This window comes from Mycobacterium sp. SMC-16 (assembly GCF_046250085.1).
GTDB classification, from domain to species: Bacteria; Actinomycetota; Actinomycetes; order Mycobacteriales; family Mycobacteriaceae; genus Mycobacterium; species Mycobacterium phocaicum.
Window position 1 is genome coordinate 894,064 of record NZ_CP176427.1, and the last position, 20,679, is coordinate 914,742.

The 20,679-nt window shown below is 64.3% G+C and carries 13 protein-coding genes and 10 pseudogenes; 12 read left to right on the plus strand and 11 right to left on the minus strand.

Annotation, left to right across the window (positions count from 1 at the left end):
* Positions 1–90: 90 nt before the first annotated feature.
* Positions 91–411 (minus strand): IS3 family transposase, encoded by a 321-nt coding sequence (locus ACJEIK_RS04290; protein WP_409431113.1) that lies wholly within the window; start codon positions 409–411, stop codon positions 91–93.
* A gap of 50 nt (positions 412–461) precedes the next feature.
* On the minus strand, positions 462–755 hold the full coding sequence (locus tag ACJEIK_RS04295) for a transposase (protein WP_061001527.1): 294 nt from the start codon (positions 753–755) through the stop codon (positions 462–464).
* A gap of 117 nt (positions 756–872) precedes the next feature.
* Between ACJEIK_RS04295 and ACJEIK_RS04300 the strand changes: the two are divergent.
* The 3 genes and pseudogenes from ACJEIK_RS04300 to ACJEIK_RS04310 form a co-directional block, all read left to right on the plus strand.
* Positions 873–1,160: pseudogene (locus ACJEIK_RS04300) on the plus strand (transposase); the annotation flags it as partial.
* Between the two features lie 657 nt (positions 1,161–1,817).
* Positions 1,818–3,272 (plus strand): group II intron reverse transcriptase/maturase, encoded by a 1,455-nt coding sequence (gene ltrA, locus ACJEIK_RS04305; RefSeq protein WP_163693164.1) that lies wholly within the window; start codon positions 1,818–1,820, stop codon positions 3,270–3,272.
* Positions 3,239–4,296 (plus strand): annotated as a pseudogene (locus ACJEIK_RS04310) (IS3 family transposase); the annotation flags it as partial. The gene ltrA (ACJEIK_RS04305) and the pseudogene ACJEIK_RS04310, both read left to right, overlap by 34 nt.
* A 30-nt stretch (positions 4,297–4,326) precedes the next feature.
* Here ACJEIK_RS04310 and ACJEIK_RS04315 read toward each other — a convergent pair.
* Positions 4,327–5,594 (minus strand): IS3 family transposase gene (locus ACJEIK_RS04315; RefSeq protein ID WP_409431114.1). Its coding sequence is split into 2 segments (ribosomal slippage): positions 4,327–5,321 and positions 5,321–5,594, totalling 1,269 coding nucleotides; the frame shifts between segments, so codons are not numbered across the junction.
* 425 nt (positions 5,595–6,019) lie between these two features.
* Here ACJEIK_RS04315 and ACJEIK_RS04320 point away from each other — a divergent pair.
* The 8 genes and pseudogenes from ACJEIK_RS04320 to ACJEIK_RS04355 all read left to right on the plus strand — a co-directional run.
* On the plus strand, positions 6,020–6,604 hold the full coding sequence (locus tag ACJEIK_RS04320; protein ID WP_409431115.1) for a DUF1942 domain-containing protein: 585 nt from the start codon (positions 6,020–6,022) through the stop codon (positions 6,602–6,604).
* 400 nt (positions 6,605–7,004) lie between these two features.
* Positions 7,005–7,163: pseudogene (locus ACJEIK_RS04325) on the plus strand (permease); the annotation flags it as partial.
* A gap of 237 nt (positions 7,164–7,400) precedes the next feature.
* Positions 7,401–7,712: pseudogene (locus ACJEIK_RS04330) on the plus strand (transposase); the annotation flags it as partial.
* A 663-nt stretch (positions 7,713–8,375) separates the two neighbouring features.
* Complete coding sequence (gene ltrA, locus ACJEIK_RS04335; protein WP_163693164.1) at positions 8,376–9,830, plus strand: group II intron reverse transcriptase/maturase; 1,455 nt, start codon at positions 8,376–8,378, stop codon at positions 9,828–9,830.
* Positions 9,831–9,943: 113 nt separating this feature from the next.
* Positions 9,944–10,393: pseudogene (locus ACJEIK_RS04340) on the plus strand (IS3 family transposase); the annotation flags it as partial.
* Between the two features lie 185 nt (positions 10,394–10,578).
* Positions 10,579–12,123, plus strand: coding sequence for an IS21 family transposase (istA, locus tag ACJEIK_RS04345; protein ID WP_109558051.1), 1,545 nt, complete (start codon positions 10,579–10,581; stop codon positions 12,121–12,123).
* A gap of 54 nt (positions 12,124–12,177) precedes the next feature.
* Positions 12,178–12,933 (plus strand): IS21-like element helper ATPase IstB, encoded by a 756-nt coding sequence (gene istB / locus ACJEIK_RS04350; RefSeq protein WP_074360265.1) that lies wholly within the window; start codon positions 12,178–12,180, stop codon positions 12,931–12,933.
* A gap of 52 nt (positions 12,934–12,985) precedes the next feature.
* A pseudogene (locus ACJEIK_RS04355) lies at positions 12,986–13,520 on the plus strand (DDE-type integrase/transposase/recombinase); the annotation flags it as partial.
* Between the two features lie 208 nt (positions 13,521–13,728).
* On the opposite strand, the gene istB (ACJEIK_RS04360) reads toward ACJEIK_RS04355, so the two are convergent.
* Genes istB (ACJEIK_RS04360) through ACJEIK_RS04370 form a run of 3 tightly spaced genes read right to left on the minus strand, consistent with a single transcriptional unit; the run spans position 13,729 to position 16,059 of the window.
* Positions 13,729–14,511: an IS21-like element helper ATPase IstB gene (gene istB, locus ACJEIK_RS04360; RefSeq protein ID WP_212812412.1), complete on the minus strand. Its 783-nt coding sequence runs from the start codon at positions 14,509–14,511 to the stop codon at positions 13,729–13,731.
* Entirely contained in the window at positions 14,508–15,764 is a 1,257-nt protein-coding gene (istA, locus tag ACJEIK_RS04365) for an IS21 family transposase (protein ID WP_165605542.1), read from the minus strand. Before istA (ACJEIK_RS04365) ends, istB (ACJEIK_RS04360) begins: the two co-directional genes overlap by 4 nt.
* 52 nt (positions 15,765–15,816) lie before the next feature.
* Positions 15,817–16,059, minus strand: a complete 243-nt coding sequence (locus ACJEIK_RS04370; RefSeq protein ID WP_409431116.1) for a hypothetical protein — start codon at positions 16,057–16,059, stop codon at positions 15,817–15,819.
* 171 nt (positions 16,060–16,230) lie between these two features.
* On the opposite strand from ACJEIK_RS04370, the pseudogene ACJEIK_RS04375 reads away from it, so the two are divergent.
* Positions 16,231–16,780, plus strand: a pseudogene (locus ACJEIK_RS04375) (IS3 family transposase); the annotation flags it as partial.
* A gap of 165 nt (positions 16,781–16,945) precedes the next feature.
* Here the strand turns inward: ACJEIK_RS04375 and ACJEIK_RS04380 are convergent.
* From ACJEIK_RS04380 to ACJEIK_RS04400, 5 genes and pseudogenes are all read right to left on the minus strand, one after another.
* Positions 16,946–17,593, minus strand: a complete 648-nt coding sequence (locus ACJEIK_RS04380; RefSeq protein ID WP_406776332.1) for an MspA family porin — start codon at positions 17,591–17,593, stop codon at positions 16,946–16,948.
* A gap of 94 nt (positions 17,594–17,687) precedes the next feature.
* Positions 17,688–18,344: an MspA family porin gene (locus ACJEIK_RS04385; RefSeq protein ID WP_409431117.1), complete on the minus strand. Its 657-nt coding sequence runs from the start codon at positions 18,342–18,344 to the stop codon at positions 17,688–17,690.
* Between the two features lie 145 nt (positions 18,345–18,489).
* Positions 18,490–18,657: pseudogene (locus tag ACJEIK_RS04390) on the minus strand (integrase core domain-containing protein); the annotation flags it as partial.
* A 78-nt stretch (positions 18,658–18,735) separates the two neighbouring features.
* Positions 18,736–19,050 (minus strand): annotated as a pseudogene (locus tag ACJEIK_RS04395) (transposase); the annotation flags it as partial.
* A 77-nt stretch (positions 19,051–19,127) separates the two neighbouring features.
* Positions 19,128–19,655, minus strand: a pseudogene (locus tag ACJEIK_RS04400) (helix-turn-helix domain-containing protein); the annotation flags it as partial.
* Positions 19,656–20,679 lie beyond the last annotated feature (1,024 nt).

The following is a 20,679-nucleotide window of genomic DNA, read 5'->3' on the forward strand; positions in this document are numbered from 1 at the left end:
ACCACCGACGCGACGCGCCGGTGGTCCCATAACTGGCAATCCAGGTGGTCCCATCACCCTGGCAAAAATCAGGTCACACTGGTCCCATCCTCATGGCAGACGACAGTCCGGGATCGCTTCGGCATCCGGGTCCGCCACGGTGGTCGGCGGACCGAAAGTGCGCGGACTGATCCCGAACAAACCTTGGCGGCGCAGTGATGCCGCCACCGTCTTGCACGAGACCACCCAGCCATCCTCCCGTAGATCGGCCAGGATGCGCGGTGCGCCGTTCACCCCGTCGGAGTCGGCATGAAACCCCGCAACTGCGGTGTCGAGGCGCTTACGGCGCTGCTGGGCCGGCGTAGGACCGGCAGCGTCGGCCACACGCCACTTGTAGAACCCCGACCGCGATACCACCAGCAGTCGGCACATCCGCACAATGCTGAAGTTCGCCTTCTCCGCCTCGATGATCCGGTAAGCATCTACCGGTTCTGTTCGGAGGCGAAGAAGGCTGCCGCTTTTTTTAAAAACTCACGGTCCAAACGCAATTCAGCGTTCTCCTTGCGCAGCCGCTCCAACTCGGCGCGCTCATCAACATCAAGCACCCCGCCAGTATCCCCGGCCGACTCGCGGGCCTGGCGCACCCACCGACCCAACAACTGCTCACCCAGATTCATCTCCGCGGCCACATGCGCGATCGGACGTCCCGTCTCGATCACCAGGCGGGCAGCCTGCTCCCGAAACTCCGGGGTGTACTTCTTACGCTTGCCCGCCATACGGACATCCTTCCCGCAGGACCAGCAGTCCCACCAGTTAGGTGTCCACCATCAGGGGTCAAGCCCACCGCCCCAGGTTTGATGCCGCTGCTGTTTGAAGTCCGGAAGGATGACAGCATGCCGAAGAAGATCGATCCTGCCTTGCGTGAGCGGGTGGTGCGGCTGGTGACCGAGCGTCAGCAGGAGTACTCGTCGTCGACCGCCGCTTCGGAAGCGGTGGCCCGTCAGCTTGGGGTGGGTAAGGAATCGGTGCGGCGCTGGGTGGTGCAGGCCCAGATCGATGATGGTCAACGACCCGGTGTCACCACGGAGGAGAACGAGGAAATCAAGCGGCTGAGGGCTGAAAACCGAAGGCTACGTGAGGATGTCGCGATTCTGAAAGCGGCGACAACTTTCTTCGCGGGGGAGCTGTGCGCCACGAGGCGCTGGGTATATCGAGAGGCGGTGAGAGACCGTCTCCTTTGGGTCGTCGCAGCGGCCTGAGGAAGCATCGGGGCAGCCGATCGCCGGGAACGACGGTGAGCGGTGGCAAGCGGCCCCGAGAAGGCGAGCCGTGCCGGTACTGCCAGACGGTGCGGGCTTGTCGAGCAAGGTCAGAAGGTGCAGCGCAAGCGAACCAGTGTCAGACGCTCCGTAACCGCGAAGCCGGCTCCAACCTGGTGGATATGGGCCGGTATGCAGTGCACGAACCCGAGCGGGTGGGGTTTGACTCCGAAGCCGTTTAGTTCCAGCGGTGGGGAGGCCACGGTGAAGGCCTGCGGCGTAACCATGGCGATGCTGCCGGAGTAGAGCTGGGCGCCTCCCTGACCAATCGATGACCTGGTGAACGTGGGAACCACCTTGCGGGACCGTTCATTTCGTTTCCGGCAGCCAGCCGGGGCGGGTGTGACGACTCGGGTTCGGAGTCAAGGAACCGCATTCGGGTGGGGCGGAGGCTTCGTAGTAGTCGCGGGCGGTGACGTGCCCGCCGTGGAGACCGAGAAAGGCGGTCACAGGGCGAAGGGGGCCAGCAAGACATGCAGTGCGGAAATTGGAAGATCAGGAGATGACGTTATGTCGCCGGTGAATACCGACGAGCTGGAGTTGGCGCTGATGCTGGCGCGGCAACGGGTACTGAAGATCCAGACCAAGCTGCACCGTTGGGCACGCGATGATCCTCATCGCCGGTTCGACGATCTGTTCAACCTCGTCACTGATCCCGCGTTCATGTTGGTGGCGTGGGATCGGGTCAGCGGGAACAAGGGTGCCGCCACGGCCGGGGTCGATCGACGCACCGCGTCGTCCATCACGGCTGGGCAGGGTATCGAGGCGTTCCTCGATGAACTGCGGTCGCAGGTAAGGGACCGCAGTTTCCGCCCGTTGCCGGTGCGCGAGCGGATGATCCCCAAAACCGGTGGTGCGTTGCGCCGCTTGGGGATTCCCACCGTGACCGATCGGGTGGTCCAGGCATCGTTGAAGTTGGTGTTGGAGCCGATCTTCGAGGCGGATTTCCTGCCGTGTTCCTACGGTTTCCGTCCGAAGCGCCGCGCTCATGATGCGGTGGCCGAAGTGCGTTACCTCGCAACACGTCCCCGGTGTTACGACTGGGTTGTTGAGGGAGACATCAAGGCCTGTTTCGATGAGATCGACCACACGGCCCTGATGGGCCGGGTGCGTCGACGCGTCGGGGACAACCGTGTCCTGGGATTGGTGAAGGCGTTCCTCAAGGCGGGCATCTTCACCGAGGACGGCCTGCTGGCGGACAGCACCGCCGGAACCCCGCAGGGTGGGATTCTTTCGCCGTTGTTGGCCAATGTGGCGTTGTCGGTGCTCGACGAACACATCGCCGGGTTGTCGGGTGGTCCGGCCACCGGCTCGGTGGAGCGTGCTCGACGACTTCGTCACGGGCAGCCGAACTTTCGGCTGGTCCGCTACGCCGATGACTGGTGTCTGATGGTGCGGGGCACCAGAGCCCAGGCCGAAGCACTACGGGAGGACATCGCCGCCGTGTTGGCGACGATGGGGTTGCGTCTGTCACCGGATAAGACCCTGATCACCCACATCGACGAGGGGCTGGACTTTCTCGGGTGGCACATCCAGCGTCGCCGCAAACGAGGCACCAGCTGCAGCTACGTCTACGTTCATCCGTCCACGAAGTCCGTGTTGGCGGTCAAACGGAAGATCAAGACGCTGCGCCGAACAGTCGAACCCAGCCAGCCGCTCGATGACCTGCTGCGCCGGATCAACTCGACGCTGCAGGGCTGGGCGGGATATTTCCGGGCCGGGGTGTCCTCGGCGACCTTCTCCTACCTGAGCCACTACACGTGGCAGACGGTGTGGCGTTGGCTGCGCCGAAAACACCGCAAATCGACCTGGAAACAGTTGCGCCGCCGCTACTGCGGCGGCGGCTGGTGGCCAACCACCGAGGACCGGATGCTGATCGATCTGGAGAAGATCGGCACCACCCGCTACCGCTACCGCGGCGCGGTCATCCCCTCGCCCTGGCCGACCCCCGAGGAGGACACCACAGCAGCCTGACCGGGTCTTGTGGAGAGCCCGGTGCATTGAAAGGTGCACGCCGGGTTCGGGAAGCGGCCCGGGAAAACGGAACAGCCCCAACGGTTGTCACCGCGTCCCGGGCCGACTTTCACCGACCCCCGCAACCGGTGATCTTCGCGTTCATCGACGATCAACGCGCCGCTGGGCACGCGGTCGAGTCGATCTGCCGAGTCTTGTGTGAGCAGGGCTCTCAGATCGCCGCGCGCACCTACCGGTCCTGGAAACAACCAGGCCGGACGGTAGCGGCCCGCACCATCACCGACGCCCAGGTCATCGACGCTGTGCGTGGCCTGGCGTGGACCACCAACGCCGCCGGCAAGCGCGTTCTGGCCCCCGAGGGGCTCTACGGGCGGCGCAAGATGACGGCCCTGATCCGCCGTGCCGCGCTGCCAGAGGCCTCGGCGGGCTTCGGTGCACCGGGCGATGTGCACGTTGGGTCTGCAGGGCATACGGCGGTCAAAGAAGGTACGCACCACGATCCCGGACACCGACGGGCGCCGCGCCCCGGATCTGCTCAACCGCAACTTCCATGCGAGCGCCCCGAACCGGGTATGGGTCACCGACTTCACTTACGTGCGGTCCTGGGCGGGTTTTGTCTACGTGGCCTTCATCGTCGACGTGTTCGCTCAGCGGATCGTGGCCTGGCACGCGGCCACCACCAAGACCACCGATCTGGTGATGGTCCCGTTGCGGATGGCCGTGTGGCAGCGCCGTCACGAAGGTCATCCCACCGCAGCCGGCGAGCTCATCCACCACAGCGACGCCGGAAGCCAATACACGTCGGTCCGTTTCACCGAACACCTTGAACTGGAATGGATTTCGCCAACCCATTGGCAGCGTCGGGGATGCCTACGACAACGCTCTGATGGAAACGATCAACGGCTTGTACAAGACCGAATGCATCCGAACCACAGTGTTCCACCCGGGGCCGTTTAGGACCATCGCCGACGTCGAGTACGCGACAGCAGCCTGGGTCGAGTGGTACAACAACCGAAGGCTGCACTGAACCGCCCCGGGTTTGATGCACACCGGTTTATTGGTGTGCAGCCTCTGATTGGGCTGTCGCTGCAGCGTAGTAGATGGTCTCGTATTCGATCGGCGGGATGCGTCCGAGACGGTGCATGAGCCGGTCGGTGTTGTACCAGTGCACCCAGTCGGCGGTGAGCAGTTCCACGTCGGTGAGCCTGTTCAGTGGCCCTCTCCGAAACGGTGAGTCATCACGGACAGCTTCGGTCTTGTACAGGCCGATGGTGGTCTCAGCCAAGGCGTTGTCGAAGGCATCGCCGACGGATCCGATCGACGGCAACAGCCCGGACAACGACAGCGTTTCACCGAACCGCACCGATGTGTACTGCGAGCCTGCATCGGAGTGATGAATAGTGTTGCCCGGCAATGGGTTACCTTCTCTTCGGCGGAGTTCAGCGGCGTGCCGGATCGCCTGGCGCACGAACAGATCTGCCTTGCTGGTCGAGCAGGTCCAGCCCACGATCCGGCCGGCGTACGCGTCGATGGCGAATGCGGTGTAGACGAACACCCCGGTGGCCAGCGGCACGTAGGTGAAATCAGCCACCAGCAGCATGTTGGGGGCGGGGACTCGGAATTGGCGGTCCACCAGATCCGGGGCACGCCCGGCGGCCGGATCGGCGATGGTGGTGCGGACCTTCTTGCGCCGACGCACGCCCTGCCAGCCGTTGGCGCGCATCAAGCCCACGGTGCAGCGTGCGACCGTGATGCCCTGGCGCTGCAGGTGCGCCCACATCTTGACCGCGCCGTACAACGACTCGGGCTTGCGGCGGCCGTGCTCATCTCGCTCGTAGTAGCCGGCCAACACCTCGGTGATGACGGTGTCCCACAAGGTCCGCGCCGACGGCGGTCGAGCCAGCCAGGCGTAGAAGGTTCTCGGGGCGATCTGACAGCCATGCTCAGTGAGCACGCGGCAGATCGGAACGACCCCGAACCGAGCGCGATGCTCGGCAATGAACCCGCAAATCAGCGGCGTCGCGGGTCGCTCTCCCGCGCGAAGAAACTTGTTGCCGCCTTGAGGATTTCGATGGTTTCCTCAAGCTCACGGTTCTTACGTTTGAGCTCCCGTAACTCCCGGGCGGTATCGGATGGGACACCGTCGCGGACCCCAGTATCGACCTCGCCCTGGTTGACCCACCGGCGCAGCGATTCGTAGGACACCCCCAACCGCTTGGCCACCGCGGTGATGCAGGCCGTACGGGTGTCGTACTCCTCGGCATGGTCGGCGACCAACCGCACCGCCCGGGCCGTGAACTCCTCGTCGTACTTCTTCGGCATGATGCGAACTACCTTCCCTCGAAAGAAGGTGTGCATCAAACCCAGGGTGATTCACACTCCAGTCTCGGCATGGTCAGCCCAACCGAGTACGAGCACGCCCACTACAGCGCCCTCGACCGAGAGCGCCAACCCGTATAGCAGCGGCGGAAAACCTGGGGCGGTTCACACGCTCGTCGTCGGTCAACGCCATGGGGTTCCCCAGACAGTGCGGACGAACCGACAGCGCTGGCCACACCGAAGGCCATCCGGTGCGAAAAGATACCGGGCTCAACGAAGGTTCACACGAACTTCGCTCAACGCGCGGTACTGCAGGCCATGGATGTGGCGTCAGCAGGAATGCATCCGAGGGCATTCGACCGCCGCACACGCCAACTGGTACTAATGTCCGTAGTATCCACGTAGATTTCGAGGAGAGGTGAATAGCCATGGTGCGTGCGATCCGGCAGCTGATCATGACGGCCGTAGCGCTGATTGCGGTGATGACGATCGGGTCGCCGCTTGCGGCGGCCGCCATGAAATGCCCGCACCAGCTTGGGTCACAGCAACAGCTAACCGACGCGAGCGGCGCAGCGACTGCCGAGTGGACTCTGACCGATCTTCGCCCGAGTGCCGACCCTGCTCCGGGATACCCCCTGGCCGGGCGACTGTGGGAAGCGACGGTGACGGTGCGCGCTGCATCCGGCGCGGTGACACCGGTGATCCCCAACTTCAGTGCGATGGGCGCCCGGCACACTCAATACCCAGTCCTGTGGCAGCTGGCGACCCCCACCGGTATCTCGCCAGCCACCCTTGCCGAGGGGCAATCGGCCACAGGCAAAATCTATTTCGATGTCACCGGGCCTGACCCGATGGTCGTGGCGTACACCACCGGAGGGTCTAAGCCGGCGATGATGTGGTGCAACATGGCCGCCATGGCGCCGATGATGTCCAAGTCGATGTCGATGCCGATGTCGATGGATGACTGCCCGTGCTGCGACGCTGGCTGCCCGTCCTGTCCCGAGCGGCGCTAACCGCCACCGCGAAATCGAAAGGTGCCAGGCGTCCGTGCTGCCGGCGACCGGGCTTGTGGGTGAACGCCAACGTGGCGCGTTGGGCCACGAGCGGCAACACGCAGCCGGCGACGGCGACGGCGACCAGAACCTCGTTGCGTTCACCCACCCCTACCAGCAGGGCGCCCTCCTCCGTCACTCACACCGGCAAAACGTCGGTGTGAGTGACCGTCATTGTGTGCCCGGCCAGCGCCACCCGAGGTGGCGTGTCCGATCCGGCATCGATGATTCGTAAACCCATACGCTGGCCATCGGATGGCCGATCATCGGTTTCGATGAACAGCTCCGCCAATATACCCCTAGGGGGTATATTGGCGGAGCGCATGACGAACCTGATTTCCAACCACGGAAGGATCTCAATATGAGCGCTGTGATGGGAGCGATCGGTCACGCACTGGCCCTGGCCGGTTCGATGACGTGGGAGATTCTCTGGGCGCTGATCCTCGGCTTCGCGCTGTCGGCGGTGGTGCAGGCCGTCGTCCGGAAGTCGACGATCGTCCGCCTCCTCGGCCTGGACCAGCACCAGGTGCGGACCTGGACCTCCTGGCACCGCTGGAGCATCCTGGTCCTGCTCGCCCATGCATTCCTGGCCGTGCAAGCCGCCATCCAACGCGACACCGAGTACCCGAACCCGACACTGATCCGATTGAGCGTCAACGAATTTCGACGACTATTCGTGGCACTACTGCTGACCCCACTGCACTGAAACGCCCTGGCAATGCCGGAGGCTCCTGACCTTGGAAACGAGGATGCAGGTATGCCGAAGGAACAGTCGCCAGGTAAGCCCATAACACGGCGTTACAGCCCGGAGGAGAAAGCCGCCGCGGTGCGGATGGTGCGGACGCTGCGGGAGGAGTTGGGCACCGAACAGGGCACGGTGGCGCGGGTGGCCCGCCAACTCGGCTATGGGGTGGAGTCGGTGCGCTCGTGGGTGCGCCAGGCCGATATCGACGACGGCCGCGCGCCCGGGGTGAGTTCAGTTGAGTCGCAACGGATTAAAGATCTGGAGCAGGAGAACCGAGAACTCAAGCGCGCCAACGAAATTCTGAAACGAGCGGCGAGTTTCTTCGGGGTGGAGCTGTGCGCCACGAGGCGCTGGGTATATCGAGAGGCGGTGAGAGACCGTCTCCTTTGGGTCGTCGCAGCGGCCTGAGGAAGCATCGGGGCAGCCGATCGCCGGGAACGACGGTGAGCGGTGGCAAGCGGCCCCGAGAAGGCGAGCCGTGCCGGTACTGCCAGACGGTGCGGGCTTGTCGAGCAAGGTCAGAAGGTGCAGCGCAAGCGAACCAGTGTCAGACGCTCCGTAACCGCGAAGCCGGCTCCAACCTGGTGGATATGGGCCGGTATGCAGTGCACGAACCCGAGCGGGTGGGGTTTGACTCCGAAGCCGTTTAGTTCCAGCGGTGGGGAGGCCACGGTGAAGGCCTGCGGCGTAACCATGGCGATGCTGCCGGAGTAGAGCTGGGCGCCTCCCTGACCAATCGATGACCTGGTGAACGTGGGAACCACCTTGCGGGACCGTTCATTTCGTTTCCGGCAGCCAGCCGGGGCGGGTGTGACGACTCGGGTTCGGAGTCAAGGAACCGCATTCGGGTGGGGCGGAGGCTTCGTAGTAGTCGCGGGCGGTGACGTGCCCGCCGTGGAGACCGAGAAAGGCGGTCACAGGGCGAAGGGGGCCAGCAAGACATGCAGTGCGGAAATTGGAAGATCAGGAGATGACGTTATGTCGCCGGTGAATACCGACGAGCTGGAGTTGGCGCTGATGCTGGCGCGGCAACGGGTACTGAAGATCCAGACCAAGCTGCACCGTTGGGCACGCGATGATCCTCATCGCCGGTTCGACGATCTGTTCAACCTCGTCACTGATCCCGCGTTCATGTTGGTGGCGTGGGATCGGGTCAGCGGGAACAAGGGTGCCGCCACGGCCGGGGTCGATCGACGCACCGCGTCGTCCATCACGGCTGGGCAGGGTATCGAGGCGTTCCTCGATGAACTGCGGTCGCAGGTAAGGGACCGCAGTTTCCGCCCGTTGCCGGTGCGCGAGCGGATGATCCCCAAAACCGGTGGTGCGTTGCGCCGCTTGGGGATTCCCACCGTGACCGATCGGGTGGTCCAGGCATCGTTGAAGTTGGTGTTGGAGCCGATCTTCGAGGCGGATTTCCTGCCGTGTTCCTACGGTTTCCGTCCGAAGCGCCGCGCTCATGATGCGGTGGCCGAAGTGCGTTACCTCGCAACACGTCCCCGGTGTTACGACTGGGTTGTTGAGGGAGACATCAAGGCCTGTTTCGATGAGATCGACCACACGGCCCTGATGGGCCGGGTGCGTCGACGCGTCGGGGACAACCGTGTCCTGGGATTGGTGAAGGCGTTCCTCAAGGCGGGCATCTTCACCGAGGACGGCCTGCTGGCGGACAGCACCGCCGGAACCCCGCAGGGTGGGATTCTTTCGCCGTTGTTGGCCAATGTGGCGTTGTCGGTGCTCGACGAACACATCGCCGGGTTGTCGGGTGGTCCGGCCACCGGCTCGGTGGAGCGTGCTCGACGACTTCGTCACGGGCAGCCGAACTTTCGGCTGGTCCGCTACGCCGATGACTGGTGTCTGATGGTGCGGGGCACCAGAGCCCAGGCCGAAGCACTACGGGAGGACATCGCCGCCGTGTTGGCGACGATGGGGTTGCGTCTGTCACCGGATAAGACCCTGATCACCCACATCGACGAGGGGCTGGACTTTCTCGGGTGGCACATCCAGCGTCGCCGCAAACGAGGCACCAGCTGCAGCTACGTCTACGTTCATCCGTCCACGAAGTCCGTGTTGGCGGTCAAACGGAAGATCAAGACGCTGCGCCGAACAGTCGAACCCAGCCAGCCGCTCGATGACCTGCTGCGCCGGATCAACTCGACGCTGCAGGGCTGGGCGGGATATTTCCGGGCCGGGGTGTCCTCGGCGACCTTCTCCTACCTGAGCCACTACACGTGGCAGACGGTGTGGCGTTGGCTGCGCCGAAAACACCGCAAATCGACCTGGAAACAGTTGCGCCGCCGCTACTGCGGCGGCGGCTGGTGGCCAACCACCGAGGACCGGATGCTGATCGATCTGGAGAAGATCGGCACCACCCGCTACCGCTACCGCGGCGCGGTCATCCCCTCGCCCTGGCCGACCCCCGAGGAGGACACCACAGCAGCCTGACCGGGTCTTGTGGAGAGCCCGGTGCATTGAAAGGTGCACGCCGGGTTCGGGAAGCGGCCCGGGAAAACGGAACAGCCCCAACGGTTGTCACCGCGTCCCGGGCCGACTTTCACCGACCGCCAACACCGCAAATAGTCGACTTCATCGACGCGAACCGCGAAGAGTTCGGGGTCGAGCCCATCTGCACGGTCCTGCGCACCGCAGGGGTGTCGGTGGCCCCGAGTACCTATTACGACACCAAAGCCCGCCCGCCGTCGCAGCGGGTCTGCCGCCACGCCGTGTTGGGCCCGGCTCTGGTGACGCTCTGGGAGGACAACTACCGGGTCTACGGGGCCCGCAAGCTGTGGAAAGCGGCCCGCAGGGCCGGCCACGACGTGGGTCGTGATCAGGTGGCCCGGCTGATGCGGGCGGCCGGGATCTGCGGGGCGCGGCGCGGTAAACGGGTGCGCACCACCAAGGCTGATCCGGCCGCGGTGCGCCACCCGGATCTGGTCAAGCGACAGTTCACCGCGACCGCCCCGAATCAGCTCTGGGTGACCGATCTGACGTTCGTCCCGACCTGGGTGTCAGCGGTCACGTATTTCCCCAGGTTTGAGGGGTTGTCCGTCACGTAATTCCCCACCCTGGCTGTCACGTAATTCCCCACCCTGGGCGGTGTGTCTGCCTGGTGTGGGCCTCGTTTACCGGTTCGCTCTGCATCCATCTGATGGTGGATGGAAGGGCGCTGATGGCGAGGAGAAGTATCGTGATGCTCGATTTGGTCGAGTTGTTCACCCACTGGCACGCGGGCCGTTCGCAGGTCCAGTTATCGGAGTCGCTGGGCATTGACCGCAAGACCGTCCGCAAATATTTGGCTCCGGCGGTCGCGGCGGGTATCGGCCCGGGTACGGAGCCGCTGACCGCGCCACAGTGGTCGGAGCTGATCGGCGGGTGGTTCCCGGAACTGTCCGATCCTGCGGCGCGGGCGCTGACCTGGCCGCTGATCGAACCGCACCGGGACCAGATCAAGACCTGGCTCGATGCCGATGTCACGATCGCCACGATCGCTCAGCGGTTGCGGGACGAGCATGCGGTAGCGGTGTCGGAGTCCTCGGTTCGGCGTTGGATCGCAACACATTTCGCGGAAGAGGTGGCACGAGCGAAGGTGACCGTGCCGCGCGGGCCGGTCGAGCCGGGCAGTGAAGCGCAGATCGACTACGGTCGCCTGGGCATGTGGTTCGATCCCGCGGTGGGCCGCCGGGTGGCGGTGTGGGCGTTCGTGATGGTGTTGGCGTGTTCGCGGCACCTGTTCGTGCGCCCGGTGATCCGGATGGACCAAACCACCTGGTGCGCTTGCCATGTCGCGGCGTTCGAGTTCTTCGGCGGGGTCCCGGCCCGGTTGGTGTGTGACAACCTCAAGACCGGGGTGGACAAACCCGACCTGTATGACCCGAAGATCAACCGCGCCTATGCCGAGCTGGCCACCCACTACGGCACCCTGATCGACCCGGCGCGGGCGTTCAAACCCAAAGACAAACCCCGCGTCGAACGGCCCATGCAATACATCCGGGATTCGTTCTGGCGCGGCCGCCAGTTCGACGGGCTGCCCGCGATGCAAACCGACGCCCAGCGCTGGAGCATCGAGGTGGCCGGGGCGAGGTCGTGTCGGGCACTGGAGGGCGCGCCGCCGTTGCGGGTGTTTGAAGCGATCGAAGCCAGCGCGTTGATCGGGTTGCCGCCCAGAGTATTTGAACTGTCCACCTGGTCGATCGGCACCGTCGGCACCGACGCGCACCTCAAGGTCGGCAAGGCGTTGTACTCGGTGCCGTGGCGGCTGATCGGGCAACGCCTGCATGCCCGCACCGCCGGCGACGTGGTACAGGTCTTTCACGCCGATGCGGTGGTGGCCATCCACGTGCGCCGCCCATCGGGGCGCTCGACCGACTTCGCCCATTACCCGCCGGAGAAGGTCGCGTTCGCGATGAAAACCCCGACCTGGTGCCGGCGCACCGCCGAACTGGTCGGCCCGGCCTGCGTCGCGGTGATCGCCGCGTTCATGGCCGACAACGCCATCCACCATCTGCGCGCCGCGCAAGGAGTGCTCGGGCTGCGCGACAAACACGGCTGCGACCGGTTGGAGGCCGCGTGCGCCCGCGCCATCGCCGTCGGTGACCCGTCCTACCGCACCATCAAAGGCATCCTGGCCGCCGGCACCGAACACGCCGGCGACGAACCGCCCGCCAGCACCGGCGCGGCGGGGGCGTTTCTGCGTGGCCCCGACCAGTTCGGCACCGATACCGGCATCATCGCCTGATCGTCACCAATTCCACACTGCTGCAACATAATCAACCTTCAAAGGAAGCCCACCATGTCTATCTGTGATCCGGCGCTACGCACCGCGCTGCGCACCCTGAAACTGTCCGGCATGCTCGACACCCTCGATGCCCGGCTCGCCCAAACCCGCGACGGCGGCCTCGGCCACCTCGAATTCCTGCAAGCCCTCTGTCAAGACGAGATCGCCCGCCGCGAATCCGCCGCTCTCACACGGCGATTGCGCCGCGCCAAGTTCGAAGAACAGGCCACCTTCGAAGACTTCGACTTCACCGCCAACCCGAAACTGCCCGCCGCGATGCTGCGCGACCTGGCCGCCCTGCGCTGGCTCGACGCCGGCGAATCAGTCATCCTCTACGGCCCCGTCGGCGTCGGCAAAACCCATGTGGCACAAGCACTCGGACATCACGTAGCCCGCCGCGGCGGGGACATCCGCTTCGTCAAATGCGCCCGCATGCTCGCCGACCTTGCCGGCGGACACGCCGACCGCACCATCGGCCAGCGCATGCGCGAGTACACCCGGCCCCTGGTACTGATCGTCGATGACTTCGCGATGCGTGAGCACACCACCACCCAATCCGACGATCTCTACGATCTGGTCTCCGACCGGGCCATCGCTGGCAAACCCCTCATCCTGACCAGCAACCGCGCCCCCAAAGACTGGTACCCGCTGTTCCCCAACCCCGTCGTGGCCGAATCCCTACTCGACCGACTGATCAACACCAGCCACCAAGTCCTCATGGACGGACCCAGCTACCGACCCCGGAAACGACCCGGCCGCACCACCACCTAGACAACGCCCGCCCCGACCGGTAAGACCAACACGAGGCCCACACCTGGGGAATTACGTGACAGCAACCCCTGGGGAATTACGTGACCGACGACACCTGGGCCGGGGTGGCCTATGTGTGCTTTCTGATCGATGCGTTCAGTCGGATGATCGTCGGGTGGCGGGTGGCGTCGCACATGCGGACCACGATGGTGCTCGATGCGATCGAGATGGCGCGGTGGTCACACGGAAAACTGTTGCCGGACTTGGTATGTCACTCCGACGCCGGGTCGCAGTTCACCTCCATCCGCTACGGTGAACGGCTCGCTGAGATCGGCGCGGTGCCCTCGATCGGCACGATTGGGGACAGCTTCGATAACGCGTTGGCCGAGACGGTGAACGGGTACTACAAGGCCGAACTGATCTACGGACCGGCCCGCTCGGGGCCGTGGAAGACCGTCGAGGATGTCGAGCTGGCCGCCCTGGGCTGGGTGCACTGGCACAACACCAGCCGCCTGCACGGCTACCTCGGTGACCTACCCCCGGCAGAGTTCGAAACCACGTTCTACGATGCCCAACGGAGCGACCAACACCTGGTCGAAATCCAATAGCCCGGGCCTCCGGCGAATCCAGGGCGTTTCACAGTGCGGGTGCGCGCAAGTCGGTAAGGATTTGCTCGACCAGCGCGGGGTGGTTGCCCCGGCCGGACCGCTTCAACAGTGCGACCACGCGTGCCCGGGTCAGCTTCTCGGCTGCTGTCAACGACGGTCGAAAATTGACCCCGTAGCGTCGGTTGAATTTTGACCCCCTTGGTTGTGGTTACTTGCTGGTTCTGACCAGTTCTCGGCGTGTTTTGGTCCGGTAGGAGTCGCCGTTGATGGTGATGACTTCGGCGTGGTGGACCAGTCGGTCGATCAGGGCGGCGGCGACGATCTCGTCGGCGAAGACTTCGCCCCAGCGGCCGAACGGCATGTTCGAGGTGATCAGGATCGATCCCTGTTCGTAGCGGCTGGCGATCAGTTGGAAGAACAGGTTGGCGGTGTCCGAATCGAACGGCAGGTAGCCGATCTCGTCGATGATCAGCAGTCGGTAGCGGCGCAGCCGTTTGAGCTCTTGTGGCAGGCGGCCGCTGTTGTGGGCGTCGGTGAGCCGGGCCGCCCAGCCGGTCGCGGTATCAAAGAGCACCGGGTAGCTGCTCTGGGCGGCCTTGATGCCCAGAGCGATGCCCAGATGAGTTTTGCCGACCCCGGGTGGTCCGAGCAGAATCACGTTGTCGCCCTTGGCGATCCATGTGCTTGTCGCCAAGTGTGCGATCACATCCCGCGGCAATGACGGTACATGGTCAAAGGTGAAGTCTTCCAACGTTTTTGTCGCCGGGAACCGGGCACCGGCAATACGTAATGCGGTGCCGTTGGCTTCGCGTTCGTTGACTTGGCGCTCCAGGACCGCGGCCAAATATTGTTCGTGGCTCCACGTTTCGGCGCGAGCCCGCTCAGCCAGCTCAGCCCACATCCGCCGGATCGTCGGGGTTTTCAACACCCGGGCCAGATACTCGATCTGTTTACCAATCTCGCTGTGGCCGTGCATGTTTGGGTCGTTCATGATGGTTCTCCCAGGACGGTGAAATCAACGCCGAACAGGTCGTCGTAATCGGGCAGGGAACGGATCGGCACCAGGTGCCCGTCACGGTGGGTGCGCACCCGACCGCTATCGCCGGTGGTGCGTTGTTGGTGGTAGTGGCGGCGCAGCAGCGCGGCGGCGGCCACGTGCTGCGGGTCGGTGAGCGTCATGTGCCGGGCCCAGCACCGCTGATGGGTGGCGACTACCTGCCCTTCGCAGGTGACGATCACGCGATCGAGGGTGGCGGTGATATCAACAAGCCGACCGATGACCGCCGGATGCACCGAGTAGTCGTTACCGGCGACCCGCACGTAGTAGTCCCGCGCCAGGCGCACCCGATGGCAGATGCCGGTCGCCGGGGGTACCGGCGGCAGCAGTGTCATCCCGGCCAGGTCCTCGGCCAGCAGATCGATCGGACGGGCCCGGATCGAACGCACCCGAGTGGTGTTGGCGTGCTCGGTCAGCCACGCCTCGAACTGGGTGTTGAAATCGGCCGGCGAACCGAACACCCTGCCTGGCAGGAACGAGGTCTCAAAGAACCTGTTGTTGCGTTCAACCATGCCCTTGTACTCAGGGTCCGCCGGTGGAGCCAGCTCCAGGCGGGTGCCCAACGTCCCAACAAACGACGTGGCCACCACCGTGGGCCGGCCCGTGCCGCCGATCGCAGACTCGCGGTCCCACACCAGTTTGGCGGTCACCGCGCCGATCCGGCTCAGCAGCTGCCACATCCCGGCCAGAATGTCGCCGCCCTGGCGCGAGGGGATCATCAACCCGGCCCGGAACCTCGAATACGCCAACGTCATCACCAACACCGGCAAGATCGCTAACTGGTTGTGGCCCAACGGGATACGGTAGTCGGGGAACCACAGGTCCCACTGCGAACAGGCCCCCGGCTCGTAGATCACTCGATCAGCCGGATCGAGGCCGCGGTACTCCGGGCGGATCACCCGCACCCGGTCTTTGAGCACCGTGATCGACCTGGTCCACCCGATCCGCTGTGCGATCACCGTCGCTGGCATCCGCGGATGGTCCTTGAGCAACGCCCGGATCTGCGGTTCGAACGCATCCACTGCCGAACCCCGCGGTGCCCGCGAGTACTGCGGCGGCGCATCGGCCGCCAACGCCGACCGCACCGTATTACGGGCCACACCGAGCTGACGCGCGATCTCCTTAATCGGCACCTGCTCCGTGCGATGCAAACGGCGGATCTCCGCCCACTGCTCCACTGAAATCACCCTCCTATCAATGACGGGGGTCAAAATTCACCCGTCGACAGGGGGTCAGTTTTCAGGCGTCGTCAACAGCTGCCGCCGAAGTCGTTGCCGCGGCCAGCACGGTCATCGCGGCACGGTGCTTGAGATTCGGAAATGCCTGCAGTGCTTGCGGATAGAACTCCAGCAGCACCGAGCGCAGCCGGCTGATGGTCTGGTGCAACGCCCAGATCGCCTCCTGATGCTGGCGGGCCAACGCCTCGATGGCGCGGCATCTCACTAGCCGATCACGTACCTCGTGGCGGACCGGCAGGGTCACCGTCTACATAAGAGATCTCTGACGCGTCCGTGTCATCACATGCAGTGATCACCTGCCGGCAGCTCACCGGCCAGACTGCGCCCGGATCGGTGAAATCTCAGTGACCCCTGCCGGTTCGCCTCCTGCGTGTCGGAACGAAATCCGACTCTCCCATTAAGTGAAGTCGGTGACCCTGCCCCGAACCGGGTATGGGTCACCGACTTCACTTACGTGCGGTCCTGGGCGGGTTTTGTCTACGTGGCCTTCATCGTCGACGTGTTCGCTCAGCGGATCGTGGCCTGGCACGCGGCCACCACCAAGACCACCGATCTGGTGATGGTCCCGTTGCGGATGGCCGTGTGGCAGCGCCGTCACGAAGGTCATCCCACCGCAGCCGGCGAGCTCATCCACCACAGCGACGCCGGAAGCCAATACACGTCGGTCCGTTTCACCGAACACCTTGAACTGGAAGGGATTTCGCCAACCCATTGGCAGCGTCGGGGATGCCTACGACAACGCTCTGATGGAAACGATCAACGGCTTGTACAAGACCGAATGCATCCGAACCACAGTGTTCCACCCGGGGCCGTTTAGGACCATCGCCGACGTCGAGTACGCGACAGCAGCCTGGGTCGAGTGGTACAACAACCGAAGGCTGCACTCCAGTCTCGGCATGGTCAGCCCAACCGAGTACGAGCACGCCCACTACAGCGCCCTCGACCGAGAGCGCCAACCCGTATAGCAGCGGCGGAAAACCTGGGGCGGTTCACTGCGCAGATCGGCCACCATCTGCACCGCCCGCGCCTTCAACTCCTCCGGATACCGCCGTCTCGACGTCCCTGCAGCCATGGACCCATCCTTCCCAAAAGAAGAACTCTCCAGACACGCCGGGGCGGATCAGACAGGCTCAGTTCATGTTCCAGGGTTCGCCGTAGGTGGTGACGCTATCACCGGTCTTGGCGATCAGCCGGGCGAAGGGACGCAGAAGAACACCGCCGGCGGCGCCAGTGACCGTGCCATGGGCATTCGAGACGGCAACAGCACCGGCCGGGCCGGACACGTCCACCGAGAACGTCGCGACTTCCTGGATACCCGGACCATTGCCCAGGTCAGCAGAAATCGACACACCCGGGAATAGGTTCGGCGTGATGATGCCACCGAAACCGCTGCCGATGGTGCCCGGGAAGAACGTCGCCGGCGTCACATTATCGAGCAGGATGTTCGGTGTGGTGTAACTGAAATTGATCCCCACACCCAGCGACCATGGGAAACCAATCTGATAACCCAACTCCAACGTGCCCGCGAACTCATCACAACCCGTACCAGCGCAGTTGTACTTGGCCCGGCCCGAATGGAACCACTCACGCGTCAACCGGTTGCGATCCAGAGGGAACACCCCGTTGAGGAACGTGTCCCACTGCTGCACCGTCAACGTCCGATCCTGACCATCGACCAGGCTCAGCTCATTGTCCAGACCCGCATGAGATGTTCCCGCCCCCAGGAACAACGACGACACGGCCGCCGCCGCCAACAGGACCCGACCAACCACCCTCATGGTCCCCACCTTCTGCGGATTGATGATGTGTCATATGAAGTTTGCGACGGACGACAGTTCATCTGCAGTGTCCAGGAGAGTCACTAGCACATGTCTAGTTCATGTTCCAGGGTTCGCCGTAGGTGGTGACGCTATCACCGGTCTTGGCGATCAGCCGGGCGAAGGGACGCAGAAGAACACCGCCGGCGGCGCCAGTGACCGTGCCATGGGCATTCGAGACGGCAACAGCACCGGCCGGGCCGGACACGTCCACCGAGAACGTCGCGACTTCCTGGATACCCGGACCATTGCCCAGGTCAGCAGAAATCGACACACCCGGGAATAGGTTCGGCGTGATGATGCCACCGAAACCGCTGCCGATGGTGCCCGGGAAGAACGTCGCCGGCGTCACATCATCGAGCAGGATGTTCGGTGTGGTGTAACTGAAATTGATCCCCACACCCAGCGACCATGGGAAACCAATCTGATAACCCAACTCCAACGTGCCCGCGAACCCGTCACAACCCGTACCAGCGCAGTTGTACTTGGCCCGGCCCGAATGGAACCACTCACGCGTCAACCGGTTGCGATCCAGAGGGAACACCCCGTTGAGGAACGTGTCCCACTGCTGCACCGTCAACGTCCGATCCTGACCATCGACCAGGCTCAGCTCATTGTCCAGACCCGCATGGGACGTCCCTGCCCCCGCGCCCAGGAACAACGACGACACCGCCGCTGCCATCGCCAACAGCACCCGACCAACCACCCTCATGGTCCCCACCTTTCCGAGTTTGATGTGCCGTATGAAGTTCCTTGCACACGGCGACGGCGCCGACAAGACCAGGAGACCCTGGTCTGCCGCCGCCGCCCCGAATTCGTTGCCGGCGCCAAGCATAAGCCCTAGCTGTACTCGGCCATCAGGTTGGTCGCGGTCGGCTGATGGGTGGTAGTCCGTCGAGTGCGCTGTGGCGGCGTTGAGTGTTGTAGAACTCGACCCAAGGTGCAAGGGCTCGGGCGCGGTCTGCGTTGGAGACGAAAACCCGGCGATAGGACCATTCGCATTGCAGCGTCCGGTTGTAGCGTTCGCTGCTCCTATGTTTGTCAAGCCGCGGCGGGTTGGCTGTTCGGGTCAGTGAGTTGTCTTGTGGTCGTGGGAGGTTGGCGTAGATCTCCCGGGCGATGTAGCGCTTGAGGCACCGGATGATCTCTCTTTTGCCGAGTCCTTCGTTGGTACGTCGTTCGACGTAAGCGCGGGTCGGCTCGTGATGGCGTAGTCGCACGATAGTGACGATGTAGAGGGCACTGTTGGCTTGGCGGTCGCCGCTGCGGCAGAGGCGATGGCGGCCGGTGGTTCGTCCGCTGCTGGCGGGCTGTGGGGCCACGCCACAGAGTTTTGCGAAGGCTTTCTCGTTGCGGATCCGTTCGGGGTTGTCCCCAGCGATAACGAGGAACTGACCGGCCAGCTCGACCCCGACGCCGAAGTGTGGTTCCCCCGAGATCGTGGAGGAAGAATCGGCTGAGATCGGTCCAGGGCCTGGATCTGGGATTTCTCATCGACGCTGACCACCACCGCTCCTTTGGGCGGGTCCAGATACAGCCCGACCACCTCACGCAACTTGGCCTCCAACTCCGGGTCGGTGGAGAACTTGAAGGTTTCCACCCGGTGCGGCTGGATGTTCCATTTGCGCCAGATGCGAGCCACGGAGGCGAATGAAATTCCCAACCGGGTGGCCATCAACCGTGCAGACCAGTGCGTGACCCCCAGATGGGCCGGCGGTTTGCCCCTGTCCGCCAATGTTTCCGACAACACCGCGATCTCGTCGATCACCGCCGCACGCCCCGGCCGGGGATCGTCATCGAGTCCTTCGATACCGCAATCCTGGTAGCGGCCACGCCATTCGAGCACCGTGCGCCGCGTGGTGCCCGTCCGGTCGGCGATATCGGTATTGGGCATACCGTCGGCGGCCAGCAGCACGATCCGCGCCCGGGTCGCCAGTCCTGCCTTCACCGTCGAAGCCCGTGTCAACGACTCCAGTCGAGCCCGGTCACCATCACGCAACTGCAATGCTGCGGCCGTATACATCCGCTAATTCTTGCGGCCAACCAAACGTAAATGAATTAACGACACGCAACACTAGCGATGGCCTCCCTGGCCGCCCTGGCCGCCGCCCCAGGCTCCGTGCGCGCCGCCCCAACCGCCGTGGCCGCTGTCGCAATTGCCGTGCGGTGGGATTAACCAGCACTTGTCGTGGTGGCCGGGACTGGGTCGCGTTGGAGCACTGAATGTGGCTGGCGGTGCCGCACCATGGCCTGCCGCTTGCGTGGTTGCCGGAGCGGAGAGGGCTAGTGCGGAGGCGGCCGCTGGTGCGGCGATCGCTACCGCGAAACGATGAACAGCCTTGATAGTCATAGGGATTCCTTGCGTGTGGGCCGCCGTTGAGGTGGCCGTGATGGATGATTGCCGGTACCAGCGGCCCCGGGATTGAGGGCCGTGGGTATCGTCAGTCAGTTCCGCATCACGCAGAAATGCCGCAGTCGCTCACGACCGCCATGCAGAAGCCAGATCGCAGTGCGTGACGGCGGGCCGCGGGTGTTCGGCGACCGCACTGCCCGCAATGCCATTGACAGGACGACCGCAAGCGCCGCCGGCACTCCCCATCCGCGCCCAACGCCTGCAGTAGCCATGATTGCTGAGGCGGCCACTGGCAGTTGACATTCCTGGTGAACATCGACGGTGTGGGCGGCGGCAATCTCGGTAGATAGCCCCTGCGCTGCGGGTATCAGCGACGCACGCGGAACATGCTGGCCCTCGAAATCGTGAGTCGGGGGGCATTGGAGCGCTGGGATCAGCGCGACAGCGAGCGCCAGCAGCACCCACACTGCGCCCGCGGCGAGTCTGCCACGGGCGCAGGCACGGTCACCTGTGAGCGCCATCGCCCTACCTTAACACCGCCACGCACACCCGTAGGGGGTATGCATGTCCGGTGTCGCCCGCCGCGACAGCGCCGGCCATGAAGCGCTGTGCTGGAAGGTTTGCGGGGGTGGGCCGAAACGGCTCGGTGCGTCGCGGCATTGCGTGACGATTTGATCACATACCCGCTAGGGGC

Excerpts from the sequence above, each read along its gene's own strand:
- ACJEIK_RS04290 (WP_409431113.1), bottom strand. The coding sequence starts at position 411 with ATGTGCCGACTGCTGGTGGTATCGCGGTCGGGGTTCTACAAGTGGCGT.
- ACJEIK_RS04295 (WP_061001527.1), bottom strand. The coding sequence starts at position 755 with ATGGCGGGCAAGCGTAAGAAGTACACCCCGGAGTTTCGGGAGCAGGCT.
- ACJEIK_RS04320 (WP_409431115.1), top strand. The coding sequence starts at position 6,020 with ATGGTGCGTGCGATCCGGCAGCTGATCATGACGGCCGTAGCGCTGATT.
- istA (WP_109558051.1), top strand. The coding sequence starts at position 10,579 with ATGCTCGATTTGGTCGAGTTGTTCACCCACTGGCACGCGGGCCGTTCG.
- istB (WP_074360265.1), top strand. The coding sequence starts at position 12,178 with ATGTCTATCTGTGATCCGGCGCTACGCACCGCGCTGCGCACCCTGAAA.
- istB (WP_212812412.1), bottom strand. The coding sequence starts at position 14,511 with ATGAACGACCCAAACATGCACGGCCACAGCGAGATTGGTAAACAGATC.
- ACJEIK_RS04380 (WP_406776332.1), bottom strand. The coding sequence starts at position 17,593 with ATGAGGGTGGTTGGTCGGGTCCTGTTGGCGGCGGCGGCCGTGTCGTCG.
- ACJEIK_RS04385 (WP_409431117.1), bottom strand. The coding sequence starts at position 18,344 with ATGAGGGTGGTTGGTCGGGTGCTGTTGGCGATGGCAGCGGCGGTGTCG.